The 12,750-nt window shown below is 34.4% G+C and carries 11 protein-coding genes; 8 read left to right on the top strand and 3 right to left on the bottom strand.

The genetic code is table 11. The features are described 5' to 3' along the window. Nucleotides 1-2 precede the first annotated feature (2 nt). The 3 genes from GN105_RS00380 to GN105_RS00370 all read right to left on the bottom strand — a co-directional run bounded on the left by GN105_RS00380 (nucleotide 3) and on the right by GN105_RS00370 (nucleotide 3,555). A complete protein-coding gene (locus GN105_RS00380; RefSeq protein ID WP_155283485.1) occupies nucleotides 3-2,471 on the bottom strand; it encodes an SLBB domain-containing protein in 2,469 nt (822 codons plus the stop codon). Nucleotides 2,472-2,550: 79 nt separating this feature from the next. Then, nucleotides 2,551-2,985 carry a deoxycytidylate deaminase gene (locus tag GN105_RS00375; RefSeq protein ID WP_155283484.1) on the bottom strand — a complete coding sequence of 145 codons (435 nt, stop codon included), beginning with the start codon at nucleotides 2,983-2,985 and terminating at the stop codon, nucleotides 2,551-2,553. A 9-nt stretch (nucleotides 2,986-2,994) separates the two neighbouring features. Further along, nucleotides 2,995-3,555, bottom strand: coding sequence for an L-threonylcarbamoyladenylate synthase (locus GN105_RS00370; protein WP_155283483.1), 561 nt, complete (start codon nucleotides 3,553-3,555; stop codon nucleotides 2,995-2,997). 97 nt (nucleotides 3,556-3,652) lie between these two features. Here GN105_RS00370 and GN105_RS00365 point away from each other — a divergent pair, with 97 nt between their 5' ends. The 8 genes from GN105_RS00365 (at nucleotide 3,653) to GN105_RS00330 (ending at nucleotide 12,749) form a co-directional block, all read left to right on the top strand. Then, complete coding sequence (locus tag GN105_RS00365) at nucleotides 3,653-5,851, top strand: FUSC family protein (RefSeq protein ID WP_155283482.1); 2,199 nt, start codon at nucleotides 3,653-3,655, stop codon at nucleotides 5,849-5,851. An 83-nt stretch (nucleotides 5,852-5,934) separates the two neighbouring features. Further along, nucleotides 5,935-7,272 carry a trigger factor gene (gene tig / locus GN105_RS00360; RefSeq protein ID WP_155283481.1) on the top strand — a complete coding sequence of 446 codons (1,338 nt, stop codon included), beginning with the start codon at nucleotides 5,935-5,937 and terminating at the stop codon, nucleotides 7,270-7,272. 81 nt (nucleotides 7,273-7,353) lie between these two features. Continuing rightward, entirely contained in the window at nucleotides 7,354-8,016 is a 663-nt protein-coding gene (locus GN105_RS00355) for an ATP-dependent Clp protease proteolytic subunit (RefSeq protein WP_155283480.1), read from the top strand. A 3-nt stretch (nucleotides 8,017-8,019) separates the two neighbouring features. Continuing rightward, nucleotides 8,020-9,252: an ATP-dependent Clp protease ATP-binding subunit ClpX gene (gene clpX, locus GN105_RS00350; protein ID WP_155283479.1), complete on the top strand. Its 1,233-nt coding sequence runs from the start codon at nucleotides 8,020-8,022 to the stop codon at nucleotides 9,250-9,252. A 92-nt stretch (nucleotides 9,253-9,344) separates the two neighbouring features. Then, nucleotides 9,345-10,307 (top strand): type I phosphomannose isomerase catalytic subunit, encoded by a 963-nt coding sequence (locus GN105_RS00345; protein ID WP_155283478.1) that lies wholly within the window; start codon nucleotides 9,345-9,347, stop codon nucleotides 10,305-10,307. A gap of 269 nt (nucleotides 10,308-10,576) precedes the next feature. Beyond that, the gene (locus tag GN105_RS00340) at nucleotides 10,577-11,527 is read left to right on the top strand and encodes a D-2-hydroxyacid dehydrogenase (RefSeq protein WP_155283477.1); all 951 of its coding nucleotides are present in this window, start codon (nucleotides 10,577-10,579) and stop codon (nucleotides 11,525-11,527) included. Nucleotides 11,528-11,570: 43 nt separating this feature from the next. Then, a complete protein-coding gene (locus GN105_RS00335; protein WP_155283476.1) occupies nucleotides 11,571-12,203 on the top strand; it encodes a DUF937 domain-containing protein in 633 nt (210 codons plus the stop codon). Nucleotides 12,204-12,302: 99 nt separating this feature from the next. Next, complete coding sequence (locus GN105_RS00330) at nucleotides 12,303-12,749, top strand: nucleoside deaminase (RefSeq protein ID WP_095896732.1); 447 nt, start codon at nucleotides 12,303-12,305, stop codon at nucleotides 12,747-12,749. The last annotated feature ends 1 nt before the right edge of the window (nucleotide 12,750 follow it).

Below are 12,750 nucleotides of genomic sequence, written 5' to 3'. Positions count from 1 at the left end.
TATTATTTTTTTAATACATTAAAAATCAAAACTCCCATTGTTGTAATTGCAGAGATAATTCCAATAGTTTCAGAAGTTGAAAGTCGTTGACGTTCAGGCTTTGAAGGTACAATGATTATAGCCCCTGGTTCCAATTCCGGATAATTTTTAAAGAAAAGAGAATTATTGGTTGATTTAATATCTCCGTTAGCGTACATCACGTATATAGAACGTTTTTTTGCTCTGTCAGAAAAACCTCCTGCTCGGTTTACGTATTCTCTTAAAGATAATCCTCTTTCGTAACGTACTAATGACGGTGCCAAAACTTCTCCTTTAATTTCAATGGTTTGTTTTTCAGAAGGAATCAGCAAAACGTCTCCTTCGCTCAGAATCAAATCGTATTTACTATGTTTGTTTTCTAAAATCTTTTTTAAATCAATCCCGATTCGGTATTCAGTTGATTTTTTTTCTATCTTTTTTAAAGCTTGATTGTTATCACTTCCAATGTTACTTGCCATAATCATTTCATCAAGAAATTGTTCTTGCTTGATGTCACCTTCATCTAATTTTTTACGAACGAGAGTCGCTCCTCTGATATAGGCATAAGGCGAAAAGCCTCCCACTCGTTCAATGAGGTCAGAAATGCGTTCATCTTTGCTACGAATACTGTATATTCCCGGATACAAAACCTCTCCCTCCACAGTAATAGTTTGCATTGGAGTGTAACCCTTTATATATCTAATTGATATAATATCATTAGGTTGCAATTTAATGGAATCGCCTTTTGCTGGTATTAGTTCATTGTTAGCAGAAACTTTGAAATCTTGACTTAATTTTCTGAAATCGCCGTCATTGATTTCTCGGAAAATATCAATTGTTGAAGCATCTGCCCCTTGTGAAAGTCCGCCTGCCAAAGCAATAACGTCCCCAACAGTCATATTTTCCATAAAGGGAAGTTCTTTTGGTTTATTAACAGCTCCTTCTACTTTAATGAAACGAGCCATTTGAAGAGAATCTTTGTAGAAAATGTGAATACTATCGTTATCTATCAAAGGAATATTATTTTTTTCTTCAATTAAATCTTTCACAGAAAAATTGATAGTTTGATAATCCACACGATTTAAAGTTCTGAATATTAATCCTCTATCTAAAGAAGCTTCTTTTCGTACTCCATTAGCCCGATTTAACAAATCAAAAGCAGTCATTCCTTCTTTAAATTCATACGTACCTGGCTGATAAACAGCTCCTCCGATGCTTAGTCTGTTTTGATATTCGTTTGTAATTGGGTGTACTTTGAGTTTATCTCCATTTTGCATTAAAAAGCTTGAAATATCCTCAAAAGCTACTTCTTTTACCTCTCGTTTTGCATTTTTGATACGCTCAACAACCAAAGTGTTAGTAAAAGCATCGGAAGTAAAACCTCCAAAGAAAGTAATTAGGTTTGCCAAAGATTCTCCCTCTTTGGTTTCGTAGGCTCCTTTTCGTTTTACTTCTCCCTCAATTAATACCCGATTCAAATAAGGAGGAACTATGATAACATCTTGATCTTTAAGAGGTAAATTTCCTTTTTCGCTTCCGTGAATTAAGAATTCATAAACGTCAAAAGTAGCTATTTTTTGTCCGTTACGAACCAAATTAATTTCCCTGAAAGAACCATTTTCTGTTGGACCTCCACAAGCGTACAAAGCATTCAAAACAGTCGATAAAGCACTTAAGGAATACGTACCGGGAACAGTAACTTCTCCTATTATATTCACTTTCACAGTTCTTACTTGAGTGATGGTAACTCCCGTATAAACTTTGTTATAACTGCCATTGGGTGCGGAAATACCGGAGTAAATTCGTTTCAAATACGAGTTGACTTTTGTTTTAACATCTTCAAAAGATAACCCTGAAACGTTAATTTTCCCGATAGCATTTATGAATATATTGCCTTGTGTATCAACTTTTTGTTTGAAAGAAGCTTCTGTAGCTCCCCAAATCTCAATTAAAAGCTCATCACCTGGTCCTACCTGATAGTTTTCAGGAGTTGCCATATTCATATTTGGAGTGAATGAAATTTTAGGATTTTTGAAAAAATTCATTCCGAAGATAGAATCTTTTTTATTTTGAAGTGTTAAAGAATCTTTGTTTTCATTTCCTGTAAATCCGAAAGATTCTTCCTCTTTGTCTTGGAAAGAATAGTCCTCAACCTGATTACCAGATTTTTTGCTGGTTGAAAGTTGCAAAATACGTTGTCTTAATTTCATTGCTTGTATGTCTGACATACCTCGCATTCTGGCAGCTGTAATAAGTTGGTCTAATGTATATCCTTGACTTTGAGCCTTTATCCAATAAGTCTTGAGTTGTTCATCTGATATTTTATCAAGATTTATCGAAGAAATTTGCTGAGGGTCCATATTTACATTGTTACCATTGTTATTTTGAGATACAATTGTTTGAAAACCTCCAACAAAAAGAAAAAATATAATTAAAAGTTTAATTTTCGGCATAATACTTTAATTTGTCCGCAAAAATATAAAACTTATTTTAAAGTAAAAAAATAATGCTTTTTTTACATCTGATTTGTAATCATTCTACATCCGAAAGATGCACAATTTCAACTCCTGCTTTTTCAAGAAATGCAATTCCTTCATCATCCTTGTAGGCATCTTTGTAAACTACACGTTTAATCCCCGATTGATGGATTAATTTGCTACATTCTTTACAGGGTGACATTGTGATGTAAAGCGTTGCTCCTTGTGAAGATTGAGTTGAAGAAGCTACTTTCATAATTGCATTTGCTTCTGCGTGAAGTACATACCATTTGGTGTCGCCGTTTTCGTCTTCGCAACAATTGTCAAATCCGGTTGGGGTTCCGTTGTATCCGTCCGAGATAATCATTCTGTCTTTCACAATAATAGCTCCCACTTGTTTACGTTTACAATGAGAGAGTTTCGCCCATTCCAAAGCCATTCGCATATAAGCCTTGTCATATCGTATTTGTTTGATATTCTGTTTGTTCATATATTTTTCTTATCTTAAAAATTCTATATTTCCTTCTGAATCAAAACGTACCAATTGAGAGGGGTTTCGTTTTTCTGTATCGTTTTGCCGATGTTTTACAACATAGTCACACTTTTCTATAATATACGAATTTACATCACTGAAAATATGAGGAGTAGGTTCTCCACTAATGTTTGCTGATGTTGAAACGATGGGTTTTCCGAAGTTTTGGATTAATTTCTGGCAAAAATCATCTTGAATTAAGCGTATTGCGACTGTATTTTCTGATGAAATTACATTTTTTGCCAAATTTTTCGGATTGGAATATATGATTGTAGTTGGATTTTGAACTGTTTTAAGGAAATTCAGTACAAAATTAGGAATTTCTGAGATATATTTTTGTAACATCTCTACGGAATCTACCAAAATAATCAAACTTTTGCTTTCATTTCGTTGTTTTATTCCGAAAATTTTAGAAACAGCTGTAACGTTGGTAGCATCGCAACCTAATCCCCAAACGGTATCCGTAGGATATAATATAACTCCTTCATTAATAAGTGTTTCAGTGGATTTTTTTATGTCACTATCCATAAATTATATTTATTATTTGGATTTGAATGAGCTGAAAATTCTGAAATTATACGATTTCAGAATTACTTTGTATTTTTGTGGCGAATATAGTTAAAAAATGCATTTAAAACTCATCTCTTTTCTAAAAAGTTTTTCTTTTTTTAAAGGTGTACTGAAAACGGTTGCCGTGCTTCTTCCTATTGGTGTTGGTTGGTATTTCGATGCTCTTGAAATAGGTATTCCTGTGGGATTGAGTATAATAGCTATTTCTCCGAGTGATATTCCGGGCAACAGAAAGCATCATATTGGCGGGCTTCTGGTGGCTACTTTTTTGGCGATGGTTAGTTCTTTTTTTGTGAACATAACTTATCCGTATCCTTATTTACTTGAGCTGACAATCTTTATTTTAACATTTTTCAATGCCTACATTTCACTTTATGGATTTCGGGCTTCGATGGTTGCTTTTTCAGGTTTGTTTTGCATCGCTTCAACATTGTCTCACATTCAAACGGGCAAGGGGATTTATTCGTACTTGTTGTATATTTTTATCAGCGGAATGTGGTATATATCGCTGGTTTTGTTCTATTTATCGATAAAATCCAGACAGTATAGCGAGCAACTTTTAGGGAAATGTTTTTTATTGACATCAGAATTTTTTTCTGTTCGTTCGGATTTATTATTATCAGAAAATAGAACCGAAGGTTTTAAAAAAATGATTGATTTACAGACTAATCTGAACGAAAATTATGAGAAATTGCGGGAAGTAATTCTTGATTCACGAAGTAAGTCAGGTAAAACGGATTATCTGCAACGTCAGTTTTTAATGTTCATAGAATTGGTTGATATTTTTGAGTTGGCATTGGCGAATCCTGTTCAATATGAAAAAATTGATAAGGAGTTTGCAGAAAATAAAGATGTTTTGCAAATTTATGCCGATTTTCTGCAAGAACTCTCAAAACAATTGCAGCAAATGTCGGTTTATATCGGCTCTCGTAAACAAATTAAGTTAGATGATTCTCTGAAAAACTTACTTTTACAAGCAAAATTGAAAAATGAAGAGCTAAAAACACAAATCAAAACCGAATCCGACAAAGAAAAATCGCTTACACTACGGAATTTTTATATTTATATTGAAAATCAGTATAAATCGATAGAAAAAATTCGTGTGATTTTTGACAATTATTACAGTTACGATGCAGGAAAACGTGATGAAAAAACGTACAGAAAATTTGTGAGTTATCAGAATTATTCTTGGAAACGCTTGAAAGACCATATATCTTTTAAATCATCTTTCTTTCGGCATTCCATTCGGCTTTCTGTAACTACTCTAATTGCTTATCTCATAGGAAATTATTTTTCCATAAATAACGCATATTGGATTCTTTTAACAATTTTTCTGATAATGCGTCCGGGTTTTGGATTGACTAAGGAACGTTCTTTAAGCCGAATTTACGGAACGATTTTGGGTGGGGTCATTGCTTTTGCGGTGATTTTTCTGTTTCCTTATCCAAATTTGTATTTGTATTTTGGGGTTTTGTGTATGCCGATGGCTTTCGGGCTGATGCAAGAAAATTATATGTATGCGTCGATTTTTATTACAATTACGGCTATTTTTATGTTTGCTTTGATTAGCCCGGATGCATATTCAGTGATACACGCTAGGTTGCTTGACACAGCCATTGGGGTGGGGCTTGCTTTCATTGCAAATTACTTACTTTTGCCAAGTTGGGAGTCCCGAACGTATCAAGATGTGGTGCAAAAATCAATACAAGCAAATATTGATTATCTTGAGCAAGTGAAAATTATTTTTAATGAAAATCAGGGGATTACAAATACATACAAGGTTTCACGAAAAGAAGCCTTTTTAGCACTTTCAAACCTAAATGCTGCTTTTCAACGAATGTTGCAAGAACCGAAATCAAAACAAAATGACAATACGTCAATTTATGAAATCATCGTGATTCAACAGTCTTTTTTGGCTTCTGTGGCATCTTTGGGAGTTCGCCTGAAATCCAAGCGAGTAACTTTCCCTAAAGAAACATTCAACGAAACGATTGATTCTCTTATTTCGCTTCTGAAAAGAACATTGCTGTTATTCACGGATAATTTTTCTGAAGAGTTTAAGGAAAATGATTTTTCGTTGGAAAAGTTAAATGAAGAAATGCAGAAAATAGTTGAGCAACAGCAAACTTCAACCGATTCGTTACCAGTTATTTCGATGCGAGAAACACATCTTTATTGGGAGCAATTTAATTATCTTTTTGGGCTTGTAAAGAATTTAGAACAAGCCATTAAACAAATGATGAAAGGCAGGTAAGAAAGTAATTTAAAAATTTTTTAGTTTCCATATAAAATCATACCTTTGCAAACTGAAATTTTTAGATATAAATATTTTAAAAAATGAATATTACAAAAGAGCAAATTGATGCTTTGAATGCCGTGATTACGGTTGCTATCGAAAAAAATGATTATGCTGATAAAGTAGAGAAAGTACTTACAAATTACAGAAAAACAGCAAATATTCCCGGATTCAGAAAAGGACACGTTCCTATGGGAATGATAAAAAAACAGTACGGAAAAGCAGTATTGTTTGATGAAGTAAACAAATTATTGCAAGATTCTTTAAATAAATATCTTGTTGATGAAAAATTGGATATATTAGGTCATCCGCTTCCTAAAGCAAAACAAGATTTTGATTGGGATGCCGAGAACTTTTCATTTGAGTTCGAAATTGGTTTGGCACCTTCGTTTGATTTGGATTTGAAACCAACAAAAGGAATTACTCGCTATGAAATATCTGTTGAAGATGAGCAAGTTGATAAGCAAGTTGAGCACATCCGTAAGCAATTCGGTAAATTGATTTCAAAAGGAGAAGTTTTAGACCAAAATGATATTGAAATTACAGGAACTTTCTTCAACGAAGAGAAAAATATCGACAACAAAGCTACTTTCAAATTGGAAGAAGTAAACGAAAAAAATCGTAAAAAATTTGTTGGCAAGAAAATTGGCGACCAATTGCAATTGAAAACCAAAGGGTTGTTTGAAGACGCTCACAGTTTGATGCACTATTTGAAAGTTTCGCACGATGAGGCTCACCATTTGGACGTAGAAGTAACATTCACTTTGGAAGAGGTTAACGTTCGTGAAGAAGCCGAACTTAATCAGGAACTTTTCGATAAACTATTCCCTGCAGGAGAAGTAACTTCAGAGGCTCAGTTGCGTGAAAAAATCAAGGAAAACTCTGAACTTCAGTATACTGAACAGTCAAACCAACATTTCTTGAATGAAGTAACTGACTATTTGGTTGAAAATACGAAATTTGACCTTCCGGCTGAATTCTTGAAAAAATGGTTACGTACGGCAGGCGAAAAAGAACTTACTGAGGAAGAGGCAAATAAAGAGTATGAAAGTTCGGAAAAAGGACTTCGTTATCAACTTATCGAAGGTAAAATATTAAATGATAACAAATTACATCCAACTTTTGAAGAGCTAAAAGGTTTTGCAAATACGTACGTGAAAAACCAAATGTTACAGTACGGAATGCCTATTGAAGATGAATCATACGTTGACGGAATCGTAAGTAAAATTCTGCAAAATAGAGAAGAAGTAGAACGAATTAACAAACAACTTGTTTTCAGTAAGTTATTGGAGTTCTATAAAGGAAATGTTAAAATAAACGATAAAAAGGTAACTTTTGACGAGTTTATAAAAGAAGTTTATAAAACAGAAGAAGCCTAAAAGCTTTAAATCTATCATAACTGTTGAGGCGTTAAATTTGGTTTAACGCCTTTTCAGCTAATATAAAAATCAATAAAACCTATGAATTACAAAAACGAATTTAAAAAATATGCTATCAAAAAGCACGGTGTAAATAGTTTATACTATGATAAAATTGTAGCGAGTATGACTCCGTATATTATGGAGGAACGCCAACTTAATGTAACTCAGATGGATGTCTTTTCCCGATTGATGATGGATAGAATTATCTTTATGGGAACAGAAGTTCATTCACAAATGGCAAACATAATTCAGGCTCAGTTATTATTTTTGGAAAGTTTGGATAGCTCAAAAGACATTCAAATTTATATAAATTCGCCCGGAGGAGAGGTTTACGCTGGCTTAGGAATCTATGATACAATGCAATTCATCAAACCCGACGTGGCAACAATTTGTACAGGAATGGCGGCTTCGATGGGGGCGGTACTTTTGTGTGCAGGAGCAGAAGGAAAACGTTCGGCATTGCCACACGCACGCATTATGATTCACCAACCCTCAGGCGGAGCTCAAGGAGTAGCTACTGATATGGAAATCAACTTAAAAGAAATGTTGAAAATCAAAAACGAACTTTACGAAATCATTGCTAAGCATTCAAAACAATCTTTTGAAAAAGTATATGGAGATTCTGAACGTGATTATTGGATGAAAGCGGAGGAAGCCAAAGCGTACGGAATGATTGACGAGGTTCTTGTTCGAAAAGCATAGAAAATGACGAAAAAACAAGAAGATAATTATTGTTCATTTTGTGGTCGTCCTGAAGCTGAAACAGACTTGCTCGTCAACGGATTAGATGCAAGAATTTGCAATTATTGCATTGAGCAAGCTCACGGAATTCTTTTGGAAGAATTAAATTTCAGAACAGAAAACAATAATTTTTCAAATGAGGATATCACATTAAAGAAACCACAAGAAATAAAGGAATTTCTTGATCAATATGTTATAGGTCAGGATTTTACTAAAAAAATTCTTTCGGTAGCGGTTTATAATCATTACAAACGTTTGCAACAACCTGACACTGATGATAATGTAGAAATACAGAAAAGCAACGTTATAATGGTAGGCGAAACGGGAACCGGTAAAACGCTTGTAGCCAAGACTATAGCTAAACTATTGAATGTTCCGTTAGCAATTGTTGATGCTACTGTTTTAACCGAAGCAGGCTATGTGGGAGAAGATGTGGAAAGCATTCTTTCACGATTGTTGCAAGCCGCTGATTATGATGTTTCTAAAGCAGAAAAAGGCATTGTTTTCATTGATGAAATAGACAAAATTGCACGAAAAAGCGATAATCCGTCCATAACTCGTGATGTTTCAGGCGAAGGTGTGCAACAAGGATTGTTAAAATTATTGGAAGGCTCTATCGTGAATGTTCCGCCAAAAGGAGGAAGAAAACATCCTGACCAAAAGTACATTGAAGTAAATACAGAACATATTCTTTTCATTGCCGGAGGAGCTTTTGACGGTATTGAACGATTGATTTCCAAGCGGCTAAATATGCAAGCAGTAGGTTATAATTCATCAAAAGGTGAAGCTATTGACAGGAAAAACTTGATGCAATATATCATTCCGAAAGATTTAAAAGATTTTGGTTTGATTCCTGAAATTATTGGGCGTTTGCCGGTTCTTACTTATATGAATCCGCTTGATAAACATACTTTGCGAATGATTCTGACTGAACCTAAGAATGCCATCATTAAACAATATAAAAAATTGTTTGAAATGGACGGAATCAAGTTTGAAATAAAAGAAGAAGCACTTGATTTTATTGTAGAAAAAGCGATGGAGTATAAGCTCGGGGCACGTGGGCTTCGTTCGCTTTGTGAAAGCATTCTAACCGATGCGATGTTTGAGTTACCCGGTTCCAACACAAAAGAATTGACGGTAACTAAAAAATATGCGGAAGAAAAGCTCAATAAATCCGGATTACAAATAATTTCATAACTGTAAGAAACTCAAGGTTCAAAATACTGAACTTTGAGTTTTTTTATTTCTTAAGATTTAAAAATAGTAATTACTTATAAAAAAATTAATTTATGTATCCAATAAAATTTAATCCCATTCTTAAAGAAAGACTTTGGGGAGGAACAAAGCTAAAAACATTGTTTAACAAGCCGATAGAAAGTGATATTACGGGCGAAAGTTGGGAAGTTTCTGCAGTTAAGGGAGATATTTCAGTAGTTGCAAATGGTGAATTTTCAGGGAAAACATTGCAGGAACTTATTGATTTATATCCGAATGAATTACTTGGAAAACACGTTTATCAAAAATTTGGAGCTGATTTTCCAATTCTGATAAAATTCATTGATGCTCGTGAGGATTTGTCCATACAAGTTCACCCAAATGACGAATTAGCGAAAAAAAGACACAATTCTTTTGGGAAAACCGAAATGTGGTACGTGATGCAAGCTGACAAAGGGGCGGAACTCATTGTAGGGTTTAACAAAAACGTAACGAAAGAAGAATATCAGCAACATCTTGATAATGGGACGCTTACCGATATAATGAATTATGAAAAGGTAAACGAAGGAGATACTTTTTTTATCAATACGGGAAAAGTTCACGCCATTGGAGGGGGAATTATTATTGCCGAAATTCAACAAACCAGCGATATTACGTACCGTGTGTATGATTTCAATCGTAGAGATAAAAATGGAAATTTGCGAGAACTTCATACCGAGCAAGCTCTCGATGCAATTGATTATCAGAAGAAAGATGACTTCAAGGTAAGCTATACGAAATCTGAAAATGCAACCAATACAATGGTAGATTGCCCATATTTCATCACAAATTATTTGAAACTGACACAAAATTTTGAGAAAGAAATTGGTTCGGAGGATTCTTTTCATATTTATATGTGTGTGAAAGGTAGTGGAACTCTTTCGGACGGTAAAACAGAATTATCTGTAAAACAAGGAGAAACAGTTTTATTTCCGGCTATTTGCCAAAAATTGTATGTAAATACAACTGGTATGGAACTATTGGAGGTAAGATTATAGTCAGAATAAAATTTTTGAATAAAGAAGAGGTGTAAAACACATCGCGAAGTAGTTTAAGTTAGTGTTAGTGGCGTATTTTTGATTAAAATTCTACAATTTTTAATCAAAAATACGCTTTTTTATTCTTTCGAACTTTCTGAAAAAAGAGTCTATGGCTTAGAAAATAATACCAATATTTTGGAAATAAACTCTCATAAAATATGAGTTTTTTAGTGGAAAAATAGTATTTTTGCCTTTCTATTAATAAAAAAATAAAGGGATTAAAAAAGATGAGAATACTTGCAAATGATGGGATTTCTGAATCGGGAAAGCAACATCTGGAGGAAAACGGATTTGAAGTAATTACAGTAAAAGTAGCTCAAAATCAATTAGTAAATTATATTAATCAAAATAATATTGATATTCTTTTGGTGCGTTCGGCAACAAAAGTAGATAAAGATATTATTGATGCCTGCCCTTCTTTAAAATTGATTGGTCGTGGAGGAGTTGGAGTGGATAATATTGATGTTGAATATGCAAAAAGCAAGAATATTCACGTGATTAATACGCCGGCTTCGTCGGCAAATTCTGTAGCCGAATTGGTTTTTGCACATTTGTTTTCAGGGGCACGTTTCTTGCACGATTCTAACAGAAATATGCCTTTGGAAGGAGATACGCAATTTAGTCAGTTGAAAAAACTATATTCTAACGGAACGGAACTTCGAGGGAAAACCTTAGGAATTATCGGTTTTGGAAGAGTTGGTCAGGCGGTGGCTCGCATAGCCATAGGATTGGGAATGAATGTAATAGCATACGACCCTAACGTAAAAGAGGCTGAAATAGAACTTTCTTTCTTTGATGATAGAAAAGTTTCTTTTTTAATAAAAACAATTGAAAAAGAAACGGTTTTGGAACAATCCGATTTTATTACAGTAAATTCTCCTGTACAAGAAATGTATGTCATTGACGCAGAGGAATTTGATATGATGAAGGAAGGCGTGGGAGTGATAAACTCGGCTCGTGGTGGAGTAATTTCGGAAGAAGCACTGCTTGAGGCATTGGAAAGTGGAAAGGTAAGTTTTGCAGGATTAGATGTGTTTGAAAATGAGCCAACTCCATCAATCAGATTGTTAATGCATCCTAATGTTTCGTTAACTCCGCATATTGGCGCTTCAACCGTTGAGGCTCAGGGTAAAATTGGCACAGAATTGGCGGAACAAATTATCAAATTACTCAAATAGATTTGATAAGTAAAATAGGTAATAATTTTAAAAATTGATAAAAATGGCGGGAATTTTAGACTTTTTGGGTGGAGATAATCTCCAAAAAATTATCGACGGAGTTAGCAAGCAAACGGGAGTTTCTTCCTCACAAGCTTCTTCTGTGATTGAAATGGCAGTACCTTTACTAATGGGTGCAATGCAGAACAACAGTTCAGGTGAAGGTGCTACGGGATTGTTGAATGCTTTGCAAAGTAGTAAACACGACGGAAGCTTGCTGGATAATCTTGGTAGTCTTTTTGGTGATGGCGTTAGCAGCGATGTTACTAAAGATGGAGCAGGGATTTTGGGGCATTTGTTGGGAGGAAAAGAGTCAGCCGTGGCAAATGCAATTAGCACCAAAACGGGAGTTTCTTCTTCAAATGTTGTTCAGATTTTACAATCATTGGCTCCGGTTTTGATGAGTTTTTTAGGTAAAAAAGTTTCGGACAATAATGTTTCATCGGCTAACGGATTGGGAGATTTATTATCAGGATTTTTAGGAAATAACAGTAACGTTGGCGGAATGTTAAAATCGTTATTGGATTCTAACGGAGATGGAAATGTTATGGACGACCTTGCGGGAATGCTCGGAGGAAAATCGGATAAAAAAGGAGGATTAGGTGACTTGCTTGGCGGATTTTTGGGAGGAAAATAATAAAATCACATAAGTACAAATTACAAAAATAGTTTGATTTTGTTCAGAATAAGAACATTATCAAGCTATTTTTATCTGATGAAAAAATAGAATTCAATTATGCTTCAATTATTTGATGATGAATATTTTATGAGAAGAGCTTTGCAGGAGGCAGAAAATGCTTTCGATGCAAATGAAATTCCTGTTGGGGCAATTGTTGTGGCTGATAATCAAATAATTGCCAGAGCGTATAATTTAACAGAACGCCTAACTGACGTAACGGCACACGCTGAAATGCAAGCAATTACAATGGCGTCGAGTTATTTGGGAGGTAAATATCTGAAAAACTGTACACTTTATGTTACTTTAGAGCCTTGCACGATGTGTGCAGGAGCTTTGTATTGGAGCCAAATTTCACGCGTAGTTTATGGTGCAAGTGATTCATTAAGAGGATTTACGGTGATGGGAGGGAAGCTTCACCCAAAAACAGAAGTCAAAGGAAATGTACTTGAGGAAGAATGTTCGCAACTTCTGAGGAGTTTTTTTGCAAATAAAAGAAAAAAGTAAC

This window comes from Capnocytophaga felis (genome assembly GCF_009684755.1).
GTDB classification, from domain to species: domain Bacteria; phylum Bacteroidota; class Bacteroidia; order Flavobacteriales; family Flavobacteriaceae; genus Capnocytophaga; species Capnocytophaga felis.
This window is presented reverse-complemented; position numbering and strand designations above follow the sequence as displayed.

What these genes read in the sequence shown, in the direction of transcription:
- GN105_RS00380 (WP_155283485.1), bottom strand. Translation starts at nt 2,471, where the DNA reads ATGCCGAAAATTAAACTTTTAATTATATTTTTTCTTTTTGTTGGAGGT.
- GN105_RS00375 (WP_155283484.1), bottom strand. Translation starts at nt 2,985, where the DNA reads ATGAACAAACAGAATATCAAACAAATACGATATGACAAGGCTTATATG.
- GN105_RS00370 (WP_155283483.1), bottom strand. Translation starts at nt 3,555, where the DNA reads ATGGATAGTGACATAAAAAAATCCACTGAAACACTTATTAATGAAGGA.
- GN105_RS00365 (WP_155283482.1), top strand. Translation starts at nt 3,653, where the DNA reads ATGCATTTAAAACTCATCTCTTTTCTAAAAAGTTTTTCTTTTTTTAAA.
- tig (WP_155283481.1), top strand. Translation starts at nt 5,935, where the DNA reads ATGAATATTACAAAAGAGCAAATTGATGCTTTGAATGCCGTGATTACG.
- GN105_RS00355 (WP_155283480.1), top strand. Translation starts at nt 7,354, where the DNA reads ATGAATTACAAAAACGAATTTAAAAAATATGCTATCAAAAAGCACGGT.
- clpX (WP_155283479.1), top strand. Translation starts at nt 8,020, where the DNA reads ATGACGAAAAAACAAGAAGATAATTATTGTTCATTTTGTGGTCGTCCT.
- GN105_RS00345 (WP_155283478.1), top strand. Translation starts at nt 9,345, where the DNA reads ATGTATCCAATAAAATTTAATCCCATTCTTAAAGAAAGACTTTGGGGA.
- GN105_RS00340 (WP_155283477.1), top strand. Translation starts at nt 10,577, where the DNA reads ATGAGAATACTTGCAAATGATGGGATTTCTGAATCGGGAAAGCAACAT.
- GN105_RS00335 (WP_155283476.1), top strand. Translation starts at nt 11,571, where the DNA reads ATGGCGGGAATTTTAGACTTTTTGGGTGGAGATAATCTCCAAAAAATT.
- GN105_RS00330 (WP_095896732.1), top strand. Translation starts at nt 12,303, where the DNA reads ATGCTTCAATTATTTGATGATGAATATTTTATGAGAAGAGCTTTGCAG.